Annotated in this window: 14 protein-coding genes; 11 read left to right on the top strand and 3 right to left on the bottom strand. The window is 70.8% G+C overall.

Annotated elements, in window-relative coordinates; translation table 11 throughout:
* Positions 1 to 75: 75 nt before the first annotated feature.
* From WMF46_RS46320 to WMF46_RS46295, 6 genes are all read left to right on the top strand, one after another.
* Positions 76 to 324: an AbrB/MazE/SpoVT family DNA-binding domain-containing protein gene (locus WMF46_RS46320; RefSeq protein WP_437742923.1), complete on the top strand. Its 249-nt coding sequence runs from the start codon at positions 76 to 78 to the stop codon at positions 322 to 324.
* A complete protein-coding gene (locus WMF46_RS46315) occupies positions 312 to 653 on the top strand; it encodes a type II toxin-antitoxin system PemK/MazF family toxin (protein ID WP_437983090.1) in 342 nt (113 codons plus the stop codon). The genes WMF46_RS46320 and WMF46_RS46315 overlap by 13 nt, the downstream gene beginning before the upstream one ends.
* 86 nt (positions 654 to 739) lie before the next feature.
* The gene (locus WMF46_RS46310; protein WP_012241252.1) at positions 740 to 1,504 is read left to right on the top strand and encodes an ABC transporter ATP-binding protein; all 765 of its coding nucleotides are present in this window, start codon (positions 740 to 742) and stop codon (positions 1,502 to 1,504) included.
* Positions 1,505 to 3,625, top strand: coding sequence for an FtsX-like permease family protein (locus tag WMF46_RS46305; protein WP_437983089.1), 2,121 nt, complete (start codon positions 1,505 to 1,507; stop codon positions 3,623 to 3,625). It begins immediately after the preceding gene.
* 128 nt (positions 3,626 to 3,753) lie between these two features.
* Complete coding sequence (locus WMF46_RS46300; protein WP_437983088.1) at positions 3,754 to 3,882, top strand: hypothetical protein; 129 nt, start codon at positions 3,754 to 3,756, stop codon at positions 3,880 to 3,882.
* Between the two features lie 476 nt (positions 3,883 to 4,358).
* Positions 4,359 to 6,140 carry a right-handed parallel beta-helix repeat-containing protein gene (locus WMF46_RS46295; RefSeq protein ID WP_437983087.1) on the top strand — a complete coding sequence of 594 codons (1,782 nt, stop codon included), beginning with the start codon at positions 4,359 to 4,361 and terminating at the stop codon, positions 6,138 to 6,140.
* Positions 6,141 to 6,169: 29 nt separating this feature from the next.
* Here the strand turns inward: WMF46_RS46295 and WMF46_RS46290 are convergent, their stop codons facing one another.
* Positions 6,170 to 6,949: an RNA polymerase sigma factor gene (locus tag WMF46_RS46290; RefSeq protein ID WP_437983086.1), complete on the bottom strand. Its 780-nt coding sequence runs from the start codon at positions 6,947 to 6,949 to the stop codon at positions 6,170 to 6,172.
* Positions 6,950 to 7,357: 408 nt separating this feature from the next.
* On the opposite strand from WMF46_RS46290, the gene WMF46_RS46285 reads away from it, so the two are divergent.
* From WMF46_RS46285 to WMF46_RS46275, 3 genes are all read left to right on the top strand, one after another.
* On the top strand, positions 7,358 to 9,304 hold the full coding sequence (locus WMF46_RS46285) for a YgiQ family radical SAM protein (RefSeq protein ID WP_437983085.1): 1,947 nt from the start codon (positions 7,358 to 7,360) through the stop codon (positions 9,302 to 9,304).
* The gene (locus WMF46_RS46280) at positions 9,279 to 10,505 is read left to right on the top strand and encodes an aminotransferase class V-fold PLP-dependent enzyme (RefSeq protein WP_437983084.1); all 1,227 of its coding nucleotides are present in this window, start codon (positions 9,279 to 9,281) and stop codon (positions 10,503 to 10,505) included. The genes WMF46_RS46285 and WMF46_RS46280 overlap by 26 nt, the downstream gene beginning before the upstream one ends.
* A 791-nt stretch (positions 10,506 to 11,296) precedes the next feature.
* The gene (locus WMF46_RS46275) at positions 11,297 to 13,672 is read left to right on the top strand and encodes an FG-GAP repeat protein (RefSeq protein WP_437983083.1); all 2,376 of its coding nucleotides are present in this window, start codon (positions 11,297 to 11,299) and stop codon (positions 13,670 to 13,672) included.
* Positions 13,673 to 13,678: 6 nt separating this feature from the next.
* Here WMF46_RS46275 and WMF46_RS46270 read toward each other — a convergent pair whose 3' ends face one another.
* Positions 13,679 to 14,260, bottom strand: coding sequence for a hypothetical protein (locus tag WMF46_RS46270; protein ID WP_437983082.1), 582 nt, complete (start codon positions 14,258 to 14,260; stop codon positions 13,679 to 13,681).
* 39 nt (positions 14,261 to 14,299) lie between these two features.
* Positions 14,300 to 15,178 carry a hypothetical protein gene (locus WMF46_RS46265; RefSeq protein ID WP_437983081.1) on the bottom strand — a complete coding sequence of 293 codons (879 nt, stop codon included), beginning with the start codon at positions 15,176 to 15,178 and terminating at the stop codon, positions 14,300 to 14,302.
* 92 nt (positions 15,179 to 15,270) lie between these two features.
* On the opposite strand from WMF46_RS46265, the gene WMF46_RS46260 reads away from it, so the two are divergent.
* Complete coding sequence (locus tag WMF46_RS46260) at positions 15,271 to 17,136, top strand: bifunctional homocysteine S-methyltransferase/methylenetetrahydrofolate reductase (protein ID WP_437983080.1); 1,866 nt, start codon at positions 15,271 to 15,273, stop codon at positions 17,134 to 17,136.
* A 75-nt stretch (positions 17,137 to 17,211) separates the two neighbouring features.
* Positions 17,212 to 19,875, top strand: a complete 2,664-nt coding sequence (locus tag WMF46_RS46255; protein WP_437983079.1) for a M1 family aminopeptidase — start codon at positions 17,212 to 17,214, stop codon at positions 19,873 to 19,875.
* Positions 19,876 to 19,884 lie beyond the last annotated feature (9 nt).

Below are 19,884 nucleotides of genomic sequence, written 5' to 3'. Positions count from 1 at the left end.
GCGCACGAACGGCGCAGTCCGGGTTGCCTTGACGGCGCCTGCCTCGGTAGGTACGTTGTGATCACGTAGGCTAACATGAAAACCCGCCTAGTCCGCATCGGCAATTCCAAGGGAGTCCGGCTGCCGAAGCCCCTCATCGAGCAAGCAGGCTTGACCGAGGAGGTCGAGCTCCAGGTGCGTGGCAATACCATCATCATTGCCGCACGAAAGTCGCCTCGAAGCGGCTGGGCGGAGGCCGCTCAGCGGTTGCACGCCGAGGACGGCGACCCGATGCTCGACGCTCCCACACCGACACGCTTCGACGAGGCCGAATGGCAGTGGTAGGCGTGAAACCGGTCCGTCGCGGGGATGTCTTCCTCATCGATCTGGACCCGACCCGCGGAAGCGAGATCCAGAAGACGCGCCCCTGCGTCGTGGTCTCGCCGGACGAGCTCAACGCGCATCTGCGCACGGTCATCGTGGCGCCGCTCACGACAGGAGGGCAGCCTTACCCGTTCCGCGTCGCGTGCCGCTTCTCGAACAAGAGCGGGCACGTCGTCATCGATCAGCTTCGCACCGTCGACCAGGAGCGTCTCGTCCGCCATCTTGGTCGCATATCGCCGGCGACCTTCGCGCGCATCCTGGCCGTCCTTCAGGAAATGTTCTCTCCCTGAGCGGAGGAACGCGCACCGCCGAACACCACAGAGATAGAATGGGCTCTGACACTCGGCACGTGACGAGCCCGGCACCGCGCACGCCCATGAGCACCCCCTCGACCCCTGCCTCCGACGAGGCCGTCCTCCGCGTCCGCAACCTCCACAAGTCCCACGCGCTCGGCGCGACGCCCATCGAGGTGCTCCGCGGCGTCGACCTCGACATCCACGCCGGCGAGATGTGCGCGATCATGGGCCCCTCCGGCGTCGGCAAGAGCACGCTGCTCTCGTGCGTCGCGGGCCTCGAGTCGCCCGATCGCGGCGAGATCCGCGTGCTCGGCGAGGACATGGCCGCCCTCGACGAGCACGGGCGGACCCTCCTGCGCCGCCGCCGCGTCGGCATCGTCTACCAGTTCTTCAACCTCGTCCCGACCCTCACGGGCTACGAGAACATCGTCCTCCCCTACCTCATCGACGGCGCCGCCCCCGACCACGACGCCGCGTCGCGCATGCTCGATCGCGTCGGCATGCGCGCCCGCGCCGAGCACCTGCCGTCGCAGATGTCCGGCGGCGAGATGCAGCTCATCTCCATCGCCCGCGCCCTCGTCCGCCGCCCCGCGCTCGTGCTCGCCGACGAGCCGACAGGCAACGTCAACGTCGCGACCGGCCGCCGCATCATGGCGCTGCTCGCCGACGCCCTCCGCGACGCCGGCAGCGCCATGCTCCTCGTCACGCACAACGCCGAGGACGCCGCCCGCGCCCACCGCGTGGTCTTCATGCGCGACGGCCTGCTCCTGCACGACGCCGCCCTCGCGGGCCCCGCCGTCACCTCGGCCGCCGTCCACGATCGGCTGAAAGAGCTCGGCATCTGAATGCTCCTCCTCCTCCGCGCCCTCTTCCAGCCGCTCGTCCGGATCCTCGCCCTGCGCAACCTGCGCGCCGACCGATTCGGCGCCATGGCCGCCGTGCTCGGCGTCGCCCTCGGCACGGCCACCGTCAACGTCGTCCTCATCCTCGACGTCGGGACGCGCGCCGTCGAGGCGAGGAGCGCCGTCACCAACCCCGACCTCCCCGTCTTCACCGATCAGACAATCACTTTGCGCGGCCTCCGCCCCGACGGGCAGCCCATCGACGCGGAGGACGCCCAGGAGGAGACCCACGAGGACTACGAGATCATGCGGTCCGCGATCCGCCTCGGCTCGCTCTCCGCGTTCCTCGTCGGCGCCCTCATCGTCTTCTTCACGTTCAACGTCGCCGTCGAGCGCCGCCGCCGCGAGATCGCCCTGCTGCGCAGCGCCGGCGCGCTGCCGCCGCAGGTCGCGGCGGTCTTCGTCCTCGAGGCCCTGCTGCTCGGCGTCGGCGGCGCCGCGCTCGGCCTGCTCGGGTCGATCCCGCTCGCGTACCTCGCCGCGAAGGCGGGCATCACGACGACGGGCCGCGCGCGCATCCCGCTCAACGCCATCGTCCTGCCCTGGAGCGCCATGCTGCTCGTCTGCGGCACCGGCGCCCTCACCGCGCTGCTCGGCGTCCTGCGCCCGGTGCGCGACGCGCTCCGCCTCGACATCGCGCGCGCCCTGCGCCCGCGCTTCGTCGAGGGCGGGGCCGAGCAGCGGCGGCGCATGCGCGGCGTCACGCTGCTCGCGCTGCCGTTCATGGTGCTCGTCTACGGCCTGCTGCGCCCGTTCTTCCAGGAGTCCGTCCCGCTGTTCGCCTTCTTCGTGCTCGAGGCGGGCCTCGCGTGCGCGGCGTTCCTCGCCGCCATCGTCTTCGTCCCGGACCTCGTCGCGCGCCTCGGCGCGCTCGCCGTCCGCCTCGCGCCGCGCCGCTGGGCCGCCGAGCGCCTGCTCTTGCAGCGCCGGGTCGAGCACAGCGGCCACGAGCTCGCCTGGAGCGTCGGCGGCGTGATGATGGTGTTCGCCCTCCTGCTCGCGCTGCACATCGCCACGGCGGCGCTCAAGCAGGAGGTCTCGGCCTGGGCCGGCCGCGCCCTCGCGCCCTACGCGTTCCTCTACCCGGACGAGCCGCTCGGCCACGCCGAGCGCCTGCTGCCGCGGTTGCCCGGGCGCCTCGTCGCGGCGCGCTTCTCGAGCCGCACCCCGTGGCCCAACGTCGCCTACGCCGTCCCCGCCGACGAGCTCCTCGCGCTCGCCGAGGCCACGGGCCGCGCCGAGCCGATCGCGCTCGCCCGCCGCTTCGGCCCGGGCAAGGCGCTCGTCTCCACGATGATGGCCCGCCGCTTCGGCGTCGGCCCCGGCGACCAGCTCGAGGTGGGCGGCCGCGCCGGCACGCGCCGCCTCGAGGTCGTCGGCATCACCGACGAGCTCGGCTACGTCCACGCGGCCGGCGCGTACCGCAACCTCCGCACGTACGCCGTCATCGACGCGTCCGACTTCCCGGTCATCTCCCCGTACGCGACCGCGATCGGCCACACGATCGCCCTCGCCGATCCCCAGACCGGCGCCGCGGCGGCGCGCAGCGGCTCGGCGACGCCGCCCTGGGACGAGCTCCTCGCCGACGTGCCGCGCGCGCGCGACGTCCGGATGCAGACGGGGGTCGAGATCGAGGCCATCCGCCGGAAGGCGACGGGGCGCGACTTCGTGATCTTCGACATGATCCTCGGCTTCACGACCGTGCTCGCGGCGATCGGCGTCGCGAACCAGATGGTCCTGGCGCTGCACGCGCGGCGCCGGGAGCTCGCGCTGCACCGCGTGCTCGGCATGACCGCGGGGCAGGTCCGCCGGATGGTGCTGATGGAAGGCGCGCTGGTGGGCGCGCTGGGCGGCACGCTGGCCGTGCTGCTCGGGATCCCGCTGGGCTCCGCGGCGCTCGGCGCGCTGCGCACGGTGTCGACCTTCGAGGTCGAGTTCCATATCCCGCCGGAGTACGGCCTGTTCACGGCGCTCGGCGCGACCGCCGTGGCGCTCTTCGCGTCGCTCTATCCCGCGCGGAGCGCGGGGCGGAGCAACGCGGCGGAGTCGGTCCACTACGAGTGACCACGAGCAGGGACGCGCGCCCGTCCTTCACGAAACTCGCCCGGCCGTCGCGGGCTCCTCTCCCCCGATCGCCCTCGGCGGGACGCCGCGAAGCGCTCGGACACGGCGCTTGCGCAGAGGCGTTCAGCATGACAAGCCACGTGGCATATCGTGGGCGCGACAACATCCCCGCGGGCACGAGCGGCGGTGCCTCCGGCGCGTTCACCGCAACGGGCAACGCGCTCTCGAAAGTAACTGTCACGGACAGCCTCGCCTAGTTCCATCCACCAGGAGTCCGGCCAGGGATCCGGTGAGAGAGATTTCAACGCAAAGACGCAAAGGCGCAAAACTGCACGAATTTTGTTCTTTTTTGCGACTTTGCGTCTTTGCGTCTTTGCGTCTTTGCGTTGAAATCTCTCTTCGCTCGCGAGAGAGCCCGAGCAGAATTTCTGGCTCGCGGCACGAGGAGCTGACGGCGAGCCAGCGCGCCCCGGCGCCCAGCGTCCCTGGCGTTGACGTGCGCTCTCCGCGCCCGCCGGGACGGGCCGCTGCGCCGCGCGCGGCGCGCCCGCTCATGGAAATCGCTCAGGCCGGACACGGAGAGCGGGACATCGGTGTGCTCGCGCCGCGGCGACCCCGGAGGAGGTGAGCCTCTCCTTGGCACAGCGGTGGTCCGCTCGACTTCTGCGCTCGCTCCTTGCTCCTGACCGCGACTAACAGCGACGGATCGACCCTTGTCCAAGAGGAGGTATGTGTGTCATTGGCCCAGCGGTTTGTGCAGATCTGGTTCGGAGTCCTGCTCGCGCTCGCCGCCGCTCCAGCCGGAGCGGCGCTGCCCCCGGACAGCGCCGCCCGCTCCGAGGCGGGCTGGGGATATCACCCCCCTCCGGAGGAGCGCGCTGTGTCCTCCCAGGGTTTCTGCAGCCTTGATCTGCCCTACACCGAGCCGCCCTTCCTGGCAGACCAGACGACCGGCATCGCCTGCCCCGGTTACGCCACCCAATCGCCGCTCTGCACGGGGCCTTTCTGCCCAGCCAGCGGCGTTTGCCCGGGGACGAGGGCGCTGCACGAGGACCTGAATGCTTGCCAGGGGGCGGCCTGCTGCCTGCCAGGCTCCGTCGACCCGGACGGCGTGGTCAACGTCCTGCCCTACCTGGCGAGGCCGGCGGAATGGCCCTTCTCCGCCGAAGCAGCCGTCGACCGCAGCACGAACGTCGACGACAGCCCGGGCATCGCGACGGCCATCGAGTGCGCGGCGTCGCTGAGCGCCAGCAGGCGCACCGTGGCTTTCGCTGCCGGGCGTTACGTGCTGCGCACCCCGCTGCGGCCTCACCATGACGCGCTCACCCTGGAGGGGCCGGAGCTGTCTCCCGAGGCCAGCCCGGGCGATCCCCGGACCGCGACCCTCGTGGCGATCCCCTGCAATCCGGAGCAGTACCCCGGGGCCATCCAGGTCACCAGGGTCGTCAAGCCGGACGGGACCGTCATCAGCGCGGTCCGGGGGCTCTGGATCCGCAATCTGCAGATCGCGGCCACGGAGGGGCCACGCAGGACGGCGAACAGCGGCATCCAGCTGAACACCTGCTCGGACTGCAAGGTGGAGAACGTCATCATGCGCTACTCGCCCCTCGTTCCCCAGCTACCTTCCTGCAAGCCGAGCAACCTGGAGGGCATCGGCTTCACCTGGGGCTCCGGGGGCGTCATCCGGAACGTGCTCGTGGATGGCTTCTCGAAGAGCGGCATCTACCTGTCCTCCGTCGCCGGGTACCACGACACGCCGCCCATCCTCGTGGAGAACTGCGAGATCAGGAACATCACCGGCCCGATCGGCGCCAGCGGGATCAAGATCGTCACCGCCAACGTGACCGTGCGAAGCTGCCATGTCCACCACAACATGATCCATCCCGGCGACGGCTCCACCACGGTCGCCGGCGGGCATGGCCTCTGGATCTCCACCCAGATCTCCCCTGGGCCCGGGATCCCGAGCCCGGCGCCGTACAACGTCGTGGTCAAGGACAGCTACTTTCATCACAACGGCGGCTCCGGCGTCGTGCTCGCGAGCCCCATCGAGAACGAACGTCCGAAGGGGATCCTGATCAAGAGGGTCAAGTTCGCTTACAACGGGGGCCATGGCGTCCACGTGCAGGCTGGCGCCGGCGTGGAGTTCTCGGACGTCTGGTCCTGGGGAAACGCGCTCTACGGCGTGCTCCTGAGCTCGCGGACGACGCTGCCCGCGACCTCGGTCCGGGTAGAGGATGTGACCCTGGAGAACCTGCTCGTCTTCGACAATGCCCTGCGCTTCGCGTCGGGCTCCTTTCCCGGCATCAGGATAGAGGCAAGCGACGTCACGATCCGCGGCGGCACGGTGGCTCGCTGCGAGCCCTGGCGCGGGACGCAGTCGCGATCCATCCAGCAGCAATGCTGGCTGTCGGGGCCGGCCGGCGCGCAGGTGCTCTTTCCTCCGGAGGAGAACGTCATCTCGGACGTGAGCACCTACGGCACGAGCGCGCCGGAAGTGCTGGCGTGCCCTTATTGACGAGCGGCGGGGGCCCGCGCTGCGCCGGCTCACTTCCCCCGCTTGCGCCGCCGGGGGGCCGGCCGGCGGCGCGTCGTCGCCTCGGCGGCGAACGGCCTGTCGCCGAGGCGCAGCGCGCTCCGCTGCTCCGGGTCGAGCCGCTTCACCGCCGCCCGGAAGTCCTCCCGGGCCAGCCGTAGCCGGTTCTGCCCCGTGTTCTCGTTGATCTGGAGCTCCCGGGCGATGTCCACCACCGGGATGTCCAGCATGTCGTGCATCACCAGCATGACCCGCCGCTGCGGGTCGAGGCTGGCGAGCAGCGCGTCGATCACCTCGGCCCGCTCCATCGCCTCCAGCCGCTGCTCCAGACGGGGCCGGCTGTCGACGCCGGCGGAGATCGCGATGAGCCGCAGGCCGTCCGGGATCTCGCGGCGCCGATAGGCCCGGTCGCGGTAGTGGCTGACCTGCCGCCACGCGATCCCGTAGAGCCACCGGTAGAGCGAGTCCCACACCCGCCGCGGCTGCCCCTCCCCGATCCACGGGAGCACCTCGCTGAGCGGCACCGGCTCGTGGTCCTCGTCCTCGAAATCGTCCTCGAAGAAGTCGTCCTCGTCGCGCCGCCCCTGCAACGCGCGCAGCAGGCGGCTCGCGTCGAAGGTCTCCAGATTGCGGTAAGAGGCGAGGAGGACGTCGTGCAGCACGTCCTCGCGATCGTTCGCCCCCACGCCAAACCCCTGGAGCAGCCCGCGAAGGAAAGGAACGCCCACCTCGTGCACCACAGCGAAGCTGAGATGTTTGACGCGGAGGGCATCATCTGATCGTGATTCCACATATTATTTTTACGAACCCTCTTTCCGGGTCGTTTTGGAACCCTCCCCCGCGCGCAAAAACCGCGTGTTTTGAAGCGTTTTTTGATGAGCTCACCAGCGACTGACGCCGTGTGTAACGCCGCGGCTCGTCGTGGTGGTGCGTGGCGCGAGCCAGCCCTCATGTCGCGTCCGGAGATCCGATGCTCCGGTGACCAGAAGCCGTGACCTGCTGGCCGGGTATCGTGCAAGTTGTGCGTTTCTCCCGGGAAAACGCGGGCTGCGCCCTCCCGCCGGCCCCCCGCGCGCCGGCCTCGGCCGCGGCCCCGCGGGGCTTCCCCGGCGCCGTCACGCCGTCACGCGGTCACCTCGCCCCCCCGCTGGGGCCGCCCCCTTGCCGCCCGCTCTCCCGGCCCGTAGGGTGACGGCGCCGTGCCCCTCACCCAGCTCCGCCGAAGCGCCGGCGCCGCCCCCCGCGACCTGACCGCCTTCCTGCCGACGACCCGGGAGGAGATGCGCGCGCGGGGCTGGGACGCGCTCGACATCCTGCTCGTCAACGGCGACGCCTACGTCGACCACCCCGCGTTCGGCGCCGCGATCATCGGCCGCTTCCTCGAGGGGCGCGGCTTCCGGGTCGGCATCGTCTCCCAGCCCCGCTACCAGGACACGAGCGACCTCCTGCGGATGGGCGTACCCCGGCTCATGGTCGGGGTCACCGCCGGCAACCTCGACTCGATGCTGAACAAGCTCACCGCGCAGAAGAAGGTCCGCAGCGAGGACCAGTACTCGCCGGGCGGGCAGGTGGGCCTCCGCCCCAACCGGGCCTCGATCGTCTACGCGAACCTCTGCCGCCAGGCGTTCCCGGGCGTCCCCATCGTCCTCGGCGGCATCGAGGCGTCGCTCCGGCGCATCGCGCACTACGACTACTGGTCCGACCAGGTCCGCCGCTCGGTCCTGCTCGACGCCAAGGCCGACATGCTCATCTTCGGCATGGGCGAGAAGGCCGTCTGGGAGGTCGCCGATCGCCTCCGGCGCGGCGAGCCCGTCCGGTCGATCCGCGACGTCCGGGGCACCGCCGTCCCCCTGCGCAAGGGCGAGTGGGAGCACATCGAGGGCTCGCGCTACGTCGCCGACGGCAAGGCGGTGATCCTCCCGAGCTACGAGGAGGTGGCCGCGGACAGGGGCGCCTTCGCGGAGATGTCGCGCGCGTTCCAGTTCGAGACGAACCCCGGCAACGCCCGCCCGCTGCTCCAGGCGCACGGCGCCGAGGCGGTGCACTTCAACCCGCCCGCGTTCCCGCTGGAGACGGGCCAGATGGACGCGCTCTACGACCTGCCGTTCACGCGGGTGCCGCACTGGTCGTACGACGCGCCGATCCCCGCGTACGAGACGGTGAAGCACTCGGTCGTCACGATGCGCGGCTGCTTCGGGGGCTGCACGTTCTGCTCGATCACCGAGCACGAGGGCCGGGTCATCCAGTCGCGCTCGGCGGACAGCATCCTGCGCGAGGTGCGGGCGCTGCGGCGCATGGACGGCTTCCGCGGCGTGCTCAGCGACCTCGGCGGGCCGACCGCGAACATGTACCAGATGCGGTGCAAGGACGAGGCGATCGAGAACGCCTGCCGGCGGCTCTCGTGCGTCTTCCCGGAGGTCTGCGAGAACCTGAACACCGACCACGGCCCGCTGCTCAAGCTGATGAAGGCGGTGCGCGAGGAGCAGGGGATCAAGAAGGTCTTCATCGCCTCCGGCGTGCGCTACGACCTCGCGGAGCGGTCGCCCGAGTTCATCGAGGAGCTGGCCGCGCACCACACGGGGGGCCAGCTCTCGGTCGCCCCGGAGCACAACAAGAAGGACGTGCTCGACAAGATGAAGAAGCCGGGCATCGAGAGCTACGAGCGCTTCGCCGAGCAGTTCCGGTGCGCGAGCGAGGAGGCCGGCAAGAACCAGTTCCTCGTGCCCTACTTCATCTCGGGGCACCCCGGCTCGACGCTGCGGGACATGGTCGACCTCGCCATCTACCTGAAGAAGAGCGGGATGAGGCCGCGCCAGGTGCAGGATTTCATCCCGACGCCGATGTCGATGGCGGCCTGCATGTACCACACGGGGATCGACCCGCTCACGCGGGAGCCGGTGTACACGGCGAAGGACCTGCGCGAGAAGAAGCTCCAGAAGGCGCTGCTCCTCTACTGGGACCCGGCGCACCACGACGAGGCGCGGGAGGCCTTGATCAAGGCGGGCCGCGGGGATCTCATCGGCACGAAGCCGCACTGCCTCGTGCCGCCGGCGGCCGGCAAGGGGGCGCCGCCGCGCTACCTCGCCAAGGTCCGCGGGGAGCGCCGGGGGAAGCCAGCCGATGCGACACACCGCCGAAATCGATAGGGATCGGGCGTTCACCGCGAAGCTCGGCGATCGCGGCCTGTTCCCGCACCTCGCGCCGCTCGTCTACGTGAACCACGCGGGCATCTCGCCGCCGTCGCGGCCGGTGCGCCTCGCGATGATGGCGCTGCTCGACGACTACGCCGCGCAGGGGGCGGCCGCGTTCCCGGCGTGGTACGCGCAGCGGCTCCGCCTGCGGGAGAAGCTCGGCCGGCTCATCGGCGCGGAAGCCGAGGACATCGCGCTGGTCCAGAGCACGACGCGCGGGCTCACGGACATCGCGCTGTGCCTCCCGTGGCGGCCGCGGGACCGGGTGATCCTCTTCGAGGGGGAGTTTCCGGCCAACGTGACCCCGTGGCAGCGCGCGGCCGCGATCTTCGGCCTGGAGGTCGTCTTCCTGCCGCTCGGTGGCTTCGCGGACGGCAGCGGCTCGGGCCTCGCTCAGCTGGAGGGCGAGCTCAAGCGCGGGGCGCGGCTCGTCGCGGTGAGCGCTGTGCAGTTCCAGACCGGGCTCAGGATGCCGCTCGCGGCGATCGGCGCGCTCTGCCGCGCGCACGGCGCCGAGCTCTGCGTGGACGGCGTGCAGGCGGTCGGCGCGACGCCGGTGGACGTCGAGGCGGCCGGGGTCGATTACCTCGCGTGCGGCGGCCACAAGTGGCTGATGGGGCTGGAGGGCACGGGCTTCCTCTACATCCGCCGCGAGCGCCTGCCGTCGCTGCGGCCCGCGGTGGCGGGCTGGCTGAGCCACGAGGACGCCGTGAGCTTCCTGCTCCAGGGCCCGGGCAAGCTCCGGTACGACCGGCCGATCCGGCAGCGCGCCGACTTCGTCGAGGGCGGCAACCTGAACGCCGCGGGCTTCGCCGGGCTCGAGGCGGCGGTGGACCTCATCCTGCAGATCGGGGTCGAGCGCATCCACGAGCATGCGAACCGGTTCCTCGACCCGCTCGAGGAGGCGCTCCGGGAGCGCGGATGGGAGAGCCTGCGGCCGGGAGGTCCGGCGTTGCGGGGTTGCTCGCTCGGGGTGAGGCCGCCGGGCGGCGCCTCGGTGGTCGAGCTGTACCGCGAGCTCACCCGCCTCGGGATCGCCTGCGCGATCCCCGACGGCGTGCTGCGCTTCTCGCCGCACTGGCCCAACGCGCTCGACGAGTGGGAGCAGGTGCTGCTGTCGGCCGACGAGGCGCTCGGGCGGATCGCGACGAGGTGAGTCGGCCCCGCGCGCGGCGCATCGTCCGATTCCATGATGACCGTGACACGGCGCAAGCACCTCAAGTTGGACCAGTCCAAGATTGATCGTGCCAAGAAGCTCCTCGGCGCGAAGACGGAGCGGATCGTCGCCTGAGCGCCTCGGCGGCGCTCCCCGCTGAGCCCCTCACCCACACCGTCCCGCTCAGGGATGCCGTTATCCGTTCCGTCGACATGTCGCATTGCGTGCGGCGGCGGTCTGACATCCACGCATTGAAGGACCGATCTTCTCACCACGACCTATCGAGGCGGCGCCCTCCGCCCCTCAACGTCATCGATGTTCGCCCTCCTTGACACGCGCGAAACCGAAGCGGACGATGAGAACGGCAAATAAGGACGGGACTGTCCTTCACGTGACCTAACCATCCGCGTGCGCTCGTGCGCTGGGGGGCTCCGCAAGGCGCTCGGCAGCAGCGAGCCGCTGTGGACCGCCTTCCAATACAAGCTCGGGTCATTGGCTCCGGCGCCGCACACGTCGCCGGTCCGTCAGGGTTTACCACCGACAGGGAGAGCCACATGCCGCGTCATAGAACATCCATTCATGCACTCTGGTTTTGCATCACCGCCGTCACCTCGTGCAGCGCGGAGGTTGATCCAGCGAGCACGGACAGCGCCGAGGAAACTCGGCCTCACGGACAGCAGGGGCTCGACGCCGCGTCCCTGGAGCGCCGCGCGGCGTTCATCGCGACAGTTCAGAGACAGGCGTCTTCTGCGTACAATGTAAGCCTCAACACGGCGGGCGCGCGCGCCGGGGTGAGCGCTCTGAATCCGGCGCACGGCCTCGTCTCCGAGTTCACGTCGGCCGGCGTCGCCGTGACCCGCGAGGGCTCGGTGAGCGCGGGGCGAATCACGATGAAGCTCGCGCGTTATGGCTGCGAGGGGGAGCTCGTCCCCCTGGACGTCGCGGCCGAGCCGCGCGGATCAGACAACCGCGTCGAGCTCAGGCACCTAGCCCGGTCCGCGGGCCTGAGCGTCACGGAGTGGTACCTGAACGGCCCCCTCGGGCTGGAACAGGGCTTCTCCCTGGATTCGCCGCCTCCATGCCGTCGCGACGGCGAAGGCAAGGTGGAGCTCGAGATCGCGCTCGGGGGCGATCTCTCGCCGGAGCTATCGGAGGACGGCCAGTCGGTGGAGCTTTTGGACGAGACCGGCGCGGCCGTGCTGCGGTATGCCGATCTCGTCGTTCAGGACGCGCGAGGGAGCGTGCTTCCGGCGGAGATCAAGCTGAGCGACGCGAGCCTCTCGATCGTTGTGGACGACACCGGCGCGGCCTATCCGATCGAGGTCGACCCGCTCATCGCCACCGAGCAACACGTGCTCTACGCCAGCAACGCTGCGAGCGACGACGCTTTCGGGTGGTCCGTGGCCATCTCGGGGAACACCGCGGTGGTCGGCAGCCTGGACGCCGAAGCAGCTTATGTGTTCGTGCGCAGCGGCGCGTCGTGGACCCAGGCGGCCGTGCTCACGCCCAGCGATGGTCTGCCGGGCGATCGCTTCGGCGCGTCCGTCGCCATCGACGGGGATACGATCGTCGTCGGGACCTTCTCTTACCCGGCGAATCACGGCGCTGCTTACGTGTTCGCGCGCAGCGGCAACGCGTGGCAGGAGCAGCAAAAGCTCGTCGCGCAGGACAACCCGCGCCGCGACAACTGGTTCGGATATGCCGTCGCCGTATCAGGCAGCACGATCATGGTCGGGGCGCCCTACGATAGCGGCCCGACGGTTGATGGCCCCGGCGCTGCGTACATCTTCTCCCGGAGCGGCGCCGCGTGGGCGCAGCAGGCCAAGCTCGTACCCAGCACCGAGACCTTCGACCAAGGCTCCACCGTCGCCCTGGACGGCGACACCGCGGCCATGGGTGGAGAATGCGACGATGGGGTTGACTTCAATTCGGGCTGGGATCGTCCGTGCCAGGTTCACGTATTTGCCCGTGCCGGCAGCGCCTGGTCCGAACAAGCCATTCTTTACCCGCCGATCGGAGCGACACCGCACTACAGGTTCGGCGCCTCGCTCTCGTTGAGCGCGGAGACGCTGGCGGTCGGCACCACCGTCTACGATGAGCGCGGCCCCGACAGGACAGCCGCCGTGGTCTTCGCGCGCAGCGAGGGCGCGTGGACCCAGCAGGCCATGCTGTACCGCAACGACGTCGACACGCCGGACTATGGCGGCTGGGGTCGCAGCGCCAGCGTCGCCGTGTCCGGGGACAGGTTGATCCTCGGCGGAAGTCACGACGGCGGGCAGGGGCCGAGGATCTTCGCCAGGACCGGCGGCGTATGGACGCCGCAGAGCAAGGTCGAGAGCTCCACGTGGAGCACGTGGGATGTTCGTGTAGCGCTCTCGGGAGACACGCTGATCGCCGGTACATGGGCCGATGGCGTTCGCGGCGAGGGCGCAGGCGCCGCTCACGTCTTCCAGGTGAAAGAGGTTCTGCCGGCTCACCTCGTGGGAGCCCGCGCTTTCGTCGAACGTGCCGCCGACAAGCCGTTCGTGCTCGACGGCCCCGACACCAACAGATTCGGGACGCCGAGCAGCATCGATTGGGTGAGCTTCACCGGGACCACGCAGGGCGCAACGCTGTTCACCCTGTCCCTCTTGCATGAGGATCCCACGCTGACGACCTCGATCCTCCGCGGCTGGTGGGGCTCCACGAGCCCTACCTCCACGAGCCTGTACGGTCAGGTCGTGGCCGGGAACCACTTCAAGCGGATCTCGAAGATCGGCGACATTCTGCCTGGCGATCTGCTGGTCATCAACTACACGGACGGCGGCTCGGGACACACGGCGATCGTCGACGCGTCCCCGACCGCCATCGCGCCGGCCGAGCCCGTCGTCTCCGGCACGACCCAGTATTCGCTCCGGGTCATCGACTCGACAAGCACCGCCCACGGGTGCACCACGGACCCGAGCACGGGAGACACGCGATGGGTGCCGGCCGATCCAACCAAGCCCTGCCGCGGCGGGAGCACGGACGGCGGCGCGGGCAGGGGCACCATGCGTATTTACGCCGTCTCCCAGGGCCGGGCGAACGCCGGGGACCTCACCGGGTACAGCTGGAGTCTCACCTCGGGCTCCGCGTACTTCCCACAATCCGGCGCGCGGCCCCACGTGATCGGCCGCCTCGTCCGCTGACCTCGCTCACCGCCCCCGCTCGTAATCGAGCGCGGCCTTCTCCACGACGTCCCAGTCCCGCGCGGCCCGCTCCGCCTCGGCCACGAGGTCCGCGGTGAACAGCGTGAGCCCCCAGATGCCGTTGTCTCGCCGCCGGAACGGGTACCGCGTGCCGCGCGCCGTCTCGACCGTGGCCCGCTCGCCCGTCACCTCCACCTTCCCGATGCCGGACAGGTCGCGCCGGAGGCGCGCAATGAAGCCCTGCTTCGTGGCCATGTCGACCCACACGTCCGCCCCGTCCTCGGCCATCGCGTGCGCGCGGTACTGCTCCAGCAGGCGCGCGCGCTCCGGCTCCGGGTAGCTCGCCTCGATCCGCTCGCTCGCTTTACGCCGGTAGTCGCGGATGGTGTACGCCGCGTGCTGCGCCCGGTCTTCGAGGTACGGGAAGCACGCGCGCGGATCGCTGACGCCGATGCTGTACGCGATGCGGAGATAGGCGCCCTCGGGCGTCGTGTCCGGCGGGAACTGGTTGAGCTTGAGCCAGACGAGCACGAGGGCCAGCACGGCGACGGCGGCGGCGCCCCAGGCGATGGCACGGCGACGGGTCATGTCCGGCTCATCTCTCGCTCTCTCGAACCGCCCGGCACGCTAGTCGAGGTGCCCGCCGAACTGCAGATAGAGCGACGTCACCCGCCCCCGGTCGAACGCGGGCCCGAGCGGCCTGTCCAGCGCGAGGAGCAGGCCGGCTCGCATGAAGAAGGTCTTCTGGCTGTCGTACACGAAATACGGCAGCAGCGAGACCTGCCCCTGATCGTCGTAGACCGACGACGGCACCCACACCGTCTGGAGCGCCACGCCGCCGCCGAAGCCGGAGCGGCTCTGGAGCTCGGGCTCGACCTTCGCCTGAAACACCGCCTCGAGATCGTCGGAGTCGTCGATGAACCCGCGCGCGACGCCGTTCCCTACCGGGATGAAGAACGTGAGGTCCCCGCCCGCCCGGAGCACGAAGGACCTCCCGAAGCGGTACTCGATGCCGCCCAGGCCGCCGACCGGGAGCGCGTTCGCCGCCCAGAGGTGCAGATCGTAATAGGCCATCGCCGACGCGCTGAAGCCCCTGGCCACGTGCCAGTCGTAGCCGTCGACCGCGCCGAGCGGCAGCCCGGCGCGGCCGCCCGCGTACCACGTGAGCTTGCGGGCAATGTCCGAGTAGTAGAGCGTGAACGTCGGGTTGCCGAGCGCGGCGCGCGACTGGCGGTCCGGATCCTCGAAGTCCCCCGGGCCGTCGAACGAGAGCGCCAGCGGGAACTTCAGGTTGATGAACAGATCCGGCGACGGCTCGAACTGCACGAAGGGGACGGCGGCGAGCGAGGTGCCGAGATCACGGGCGCTCCACAGGTAGAGATCCACGCCCGCGTCCGAGCGGTGCACCGGCGGATGCCAGGCGCGCGCCTCGGAAGGGGCGGCGAGGAGCGGAGCAGCGGCGGAGACCGCCAGGGCGAATGCTTGAAGCCATCGGGGCGTGCTCATCTCGAGAACTGCCCTACCGAGATCCGCGCCGCGCCGTCAACCGCGTCGAGCCCCCCTTCCTGAGAAGCCGGAGCGCCCCTACGATGCGCCCCATGTCCCGCACGAGACCAGAGGCCCCATTCCTCGACGCGCTCCGGCGTTCGATCCTCGTGTTCGACGGCGCGATGGGCTCGCTGCTCTACGAGCGCGGGGTGTTCGTCACCCAGAACTTCGAGCAGCTGAACGTCGCGCGCCCCGATCTCGTGAAGAAGATCCACGCCGAGTACGTCGCGGCGGGCGCGAACGTCATCGAGACGAACACCTTCGGCGCCAACAGGTTCCGGCTCGAGCGGTACGGGCTCGTCAACGAGGTCCGCAACTTCAACCTCGCGGGCGCGCGCCTCGCGCGCGAGATCGCGGGCGGCGACGCGTACGTCGCCGGCTCGATCGGCCCGACGGGGCTCGTGCCCGGCGTCGCCACGCGCGACGACCTCGCCGCCGCGTCCGCCACGTTCACCGAGCAGGCCGGCGCGCTCGCCGAGGGCGGCGCGGACCTCCTGATCCTTGAAACATTTCGCCATCTTGACGAGATCAAGCTCGCCATCGACGCGGCGCGGGCGGCCGCGCCGGGGCTCCCGGTCCTCGCGTCGATGACGTTCGACACGAGCGGCGTCGCGGCGGACGGCAGCGAGCCGGAGCGCGTCGCGCGGACGCTGCGGGACTGGGGGGTCGAGCTGCTCGGCGTCAACTGCGGCGACGGCCCGCAGCTGTCTCTCGCGATGGCGGAGCGGATGGCGACCGCGGGGCTCCCGCTCTGCGTGCAGCCGAACGCGGGCCTGCCCCGCACGGTCGACGGCCGCCAGCTCTACATGGCGACGCCCGAGTACTTCGACGTCTTCGCCCGCCGCATGATCCAGGCCGGCGCGGCGATGATCGGCGGCTGCTGCGGGACCACGCCGGAGCACGTCCGGTGGATGGCCAAGTCGGCCCGCATGCTCCGGGGCGGCGCCGCGCCCGAGGCCGCCGCGCGCCCGCACGTCACGATGGACGCGCCCACGGGGCTCGAGCCCACGCCGCTCGGCGAGCGGAGCCCCCTCGCGGCGAAGATCGCCGCGGGCAAGTTCGTGGTCTCCGTCGAGGTGAACCCGGCGCCGGGCCTGAACCCCGAGAGCGCGCTGAGCGCCGCGAAGATGCTCATCGACAGCGGCGTCGACGTCGTGAACGTCGCCGACGGCCCGCGCGCCACGGCGCGGATGACGAACCTCGCCTTCTGCTCGCTGCTGGTCCAGCGCTACGGCATCGAGCCGATCCTGCACGTCTGCGGCCGCGACCGGAACCTCATCGGCCAGATGGCGCACCTGCTCGGCGCCCACGCGATCGGCATCAAGAACCTCGTCATCATCACGGGCGATCCGCCGAAGATCGGCGACTACCCGGAGGCGACCGCCGTCTACGACCTCGACTCCATCGGGCTGCTCAACATGGCGAGCACGATGAACCGCGGCCTCGACCCGGCCGGCAAGCCGATCCCGGGCGGCAAGACGTCGTTCCTGCTCGCCACGGGGCTCGAGCCGGGCGCCCAGGACCTCGACAAGGAGATCGCGCGTCTGGAACGGAAGCGCGCGGCGGGGGCCGACATCATCATGACCCAGCCGATCTTCCACCAGGATCTGCTCGAGAAGGTGCTGCGGCGCATCGAGCACCTGGGGATGCCGGTGCTCGTCGGCGTGCTGCCGCTGGTCAGCCACAAGAACGCCGAGTTCCTCCACAACGAGGTGCCCGGCATGCAGATCCCGGACGAGATCCGCGAGCGCATGCGCAAGGTGCCGGCCGGCCCCGAGGCGCGCAAGGAGGGGGTAAAGATCGCCCGCGAGATGCTCTTCTCGGTGCGCGACCGGGTACAGGGGGCCTACCTGATGCCGCCCCTCGGCAAGTACGAGCTGGCGCTCGAGGTGCTCGACGGCCTCAAGACGGGCTGATCTGCCCGGCGACCCGCCCCGGCGCACGAGTTCTTGCTTGCAGCGCCGGGCGCCGCGCGGGGAAACTCCGCGGAGATGTCCATCGAGTACCGGCTCCACTCGCGCTGCGCCTGCGGCTCCGTGCTGTCGTCGTCCGAGTTCGCCGCCGCGTCGCGGCCCTTCACGCTGGCCGGGACGAGGCGCGTCTACGAGCGCTCGCGCCCCTTCACGATCCGGCACATCGCCCTCGATCTCGCGCTCGACGTCGAGGCGCGCTCGATCCGCGGCACGGCGCGGCTCGACGCGGTCCGCGTCGACCCCGGCGCGCGCGAGATCGCGCTCGACGCGATCGGCTTCGACCTCGAGGCGGTCGAGATCAGCGCCGGGGCCGGCCGCGCCGCGAAGCCCAAGCGCGGCGCGGGCAAGGCGGCGAGCGGCGCGTTCCACCCGGCCGAGCACACGTACGACGGCGAGACGATCCGCGTCGCCGTGCCGCTCGACGAGGCCGAGGTGTCGATCCTGGTCCGGTACCGGGCGACGCCGCGCCGGGGGATCTATTTCCTCCAGCCGGACGAGCACGTCCCCGACCGCCCGCGCCAGGTCTGGACGCAGTGTCAGGACGAGGACGCGCGCCACATCTTCCCGTGCATCGACAAGCCCCATATCAAGCAGACGACCGAGATCCGCGCGCAGGTGCCGCCGGGCTGGTACTGCCTGTCGAACGGCGAGCTCGAGAGCGACGCGAGATCGCAGAAGGAGGGCGTCTATCACTACCGGCTGGACGAGCCTCACCCGAGCTACCTGTTCACGCTCGTGGCGGGCGAGTTCGCCCGCATCGACGGCGCGGCGCTCGACATCCCGCTCGCGTACTTCGTGCCGAAGGGGCGCGAGGAGGACGGCCGCCGCACGTTCGCGCGCACGCCGGACATGATCCGCCACTTCAGCGAGAAGCTCGGCGTCAAATATCCCTTCCGCCGCTACGCGCAGGTGGTGGTGAGCGACTTCATCTTCGGAGGGATGGAGAACACGACCGCCACCACGATGTACGAGCACATCCTGCTCGACGAGCGGGCGGCGCTCGACATCTCGTCGGACGATCTCATCGCCCACGAGCTCGCGCACCAGTGGTTCGGCGATCTGGTGACCTGCCGCGACTGGTCGCACGGCTGGCTCAACGAGGGATTCGCGACGTTCATGGAGCACGTCTATCGGGAGCACCACCTCGGCGCCGACGAGTACGATCACGGCCTGAAGGGCGATCTCGACTCGTACCTTGGCGAGGCGCGCGGGCGTTACCGGCGGCCCATCGTCTGTCAGGACTACGACGCGCCGCTCGACGTCTTCGATCGACACCTCTACGAGAAGGGCGGGCTCGTGCTCCACCTGCTCCGCCGGGAGCTCGGAGACGAGCTCTTCTGGCGCGGGGCGAGCACCTACCTGACGCGCCACGCGCGCGGGGTCGTGGAGACACGGGATCTCGCCCGCGCGCTCGAGGACGTGAGCGGCAAATCGCTGGAGCGCTTCTTCGAGCAGTGGGTCTTCCGCGCCGGGCACCCCGAGCTCGACGTGAAGATCGAGATCGAGGGCGACCAGTGCACCGTGACGGTGAAGCAGGCGCAGGCGGCCGGGCAGCCCAGCCGGGAGCACGCGCTCCAGCCGGACGCCTCGACGCCGCCCGTCTTCGCCTTCGACCTGGTGCTCGATTTCGGCTTCACGGAGGGCAAGGGCTCGATGACGCGGCGCGAGGTGCGGCGCGTGGATCAGGCGACGCACACCTTCGTCATCCCGCTCCCGCGGCGGCCTCGCTTCGTGGTGGTGGATCCGGACCTCAGGATCCTGGGCGAGGTCCGGGTGGACGCGCCCGGCGATCTCCTGCGGGCGCAGCTCGCCCACGCGCCCACGGCGCGCGGCCGCATGCTCGCCGCGAAGCCGCTCTCTCGGCGCGACGACCCGCCGACGGCGCGGGCGCTCGGGCAGTCGCTCTCGGACGCGAGCGAGTTCTGGGGGGTGCGCGCCGCCGCCGCGGCCGCGCTCGGCGCGCTCCAGTCGAGCGCGGCGTTCGCGCTGCTCGAGGGCAGCGCGGGCGTGGAGCACCCGAAGGTGCGCCGGGCGGTCGCGAGCGCGCTCGGCAACTTCCGGTCGGCCAAGGCGGCGGAGGTCCTCGGCAAGCTGGCCCTGCGCGACGCGAGCTACCTGGTGCAGGCCGAGGCGGCGCGCGCGCTCGGGGCCACGCGGCAGAGCTCGGGGTTCGAGACGCTGGTCGATCTCCTGGATCGCCCCTCGTGGGGCGAGGTCATCCGCTGCGGCGTGATCGACGGGCTGGCCAACCTGCGGGACGAGCGCGCCGTGCCGCACCTGACGGCCCGCACGCGCTACGGCGTCCCGACGCGGGGGCGGCGGGCGGCGATCATGGCGTTGCCGAAGCTCTCGAGCGATCGGCGGACGCGCGAGCTCCTCGAGGAGCTCCTCGATCAGCCGGATCCGTACCTCCGGGTCGACGTCGCGCGCGCGCTGGGCGATCTCGGCGACGGCCGGGCGCGGGGCGCGCTCCAGCGGCAGCTCGACCGCGATCTCGACGGGCGGGTGCGGCGTCGGATCCGCGAGGTTTTGCGCGATCTCGGCGGGGCGGGCAAGCGGGAGCTGGATCGGCTGCGGGACGAGCTCGAGGCGCTGCGGCGCGACAACGCGGAGATCAGGGCGCGGCTGGGCAAGCTCGAGGCGGCGAGCACCAAGGCGAAGAAGGCGGCCGACGCCAAGTAAGCGAGCCTC

The sequence above is a fragment of the Sorangium sp. So ce117 genome (assembly GCF_051524395.1).
Classification (GTDB): domain Bacteria; phylum Myxococcota_A; class Polyangia; order Polyangiales; family Polyangiaceae; genus Sorangium; species Sorangium cellulosum_B.
The sequence above is the reverse complement of the archived record's forward strand: the minus strand, read 5'-3'. Positions and strand labels throughout refer to the sequence as shown.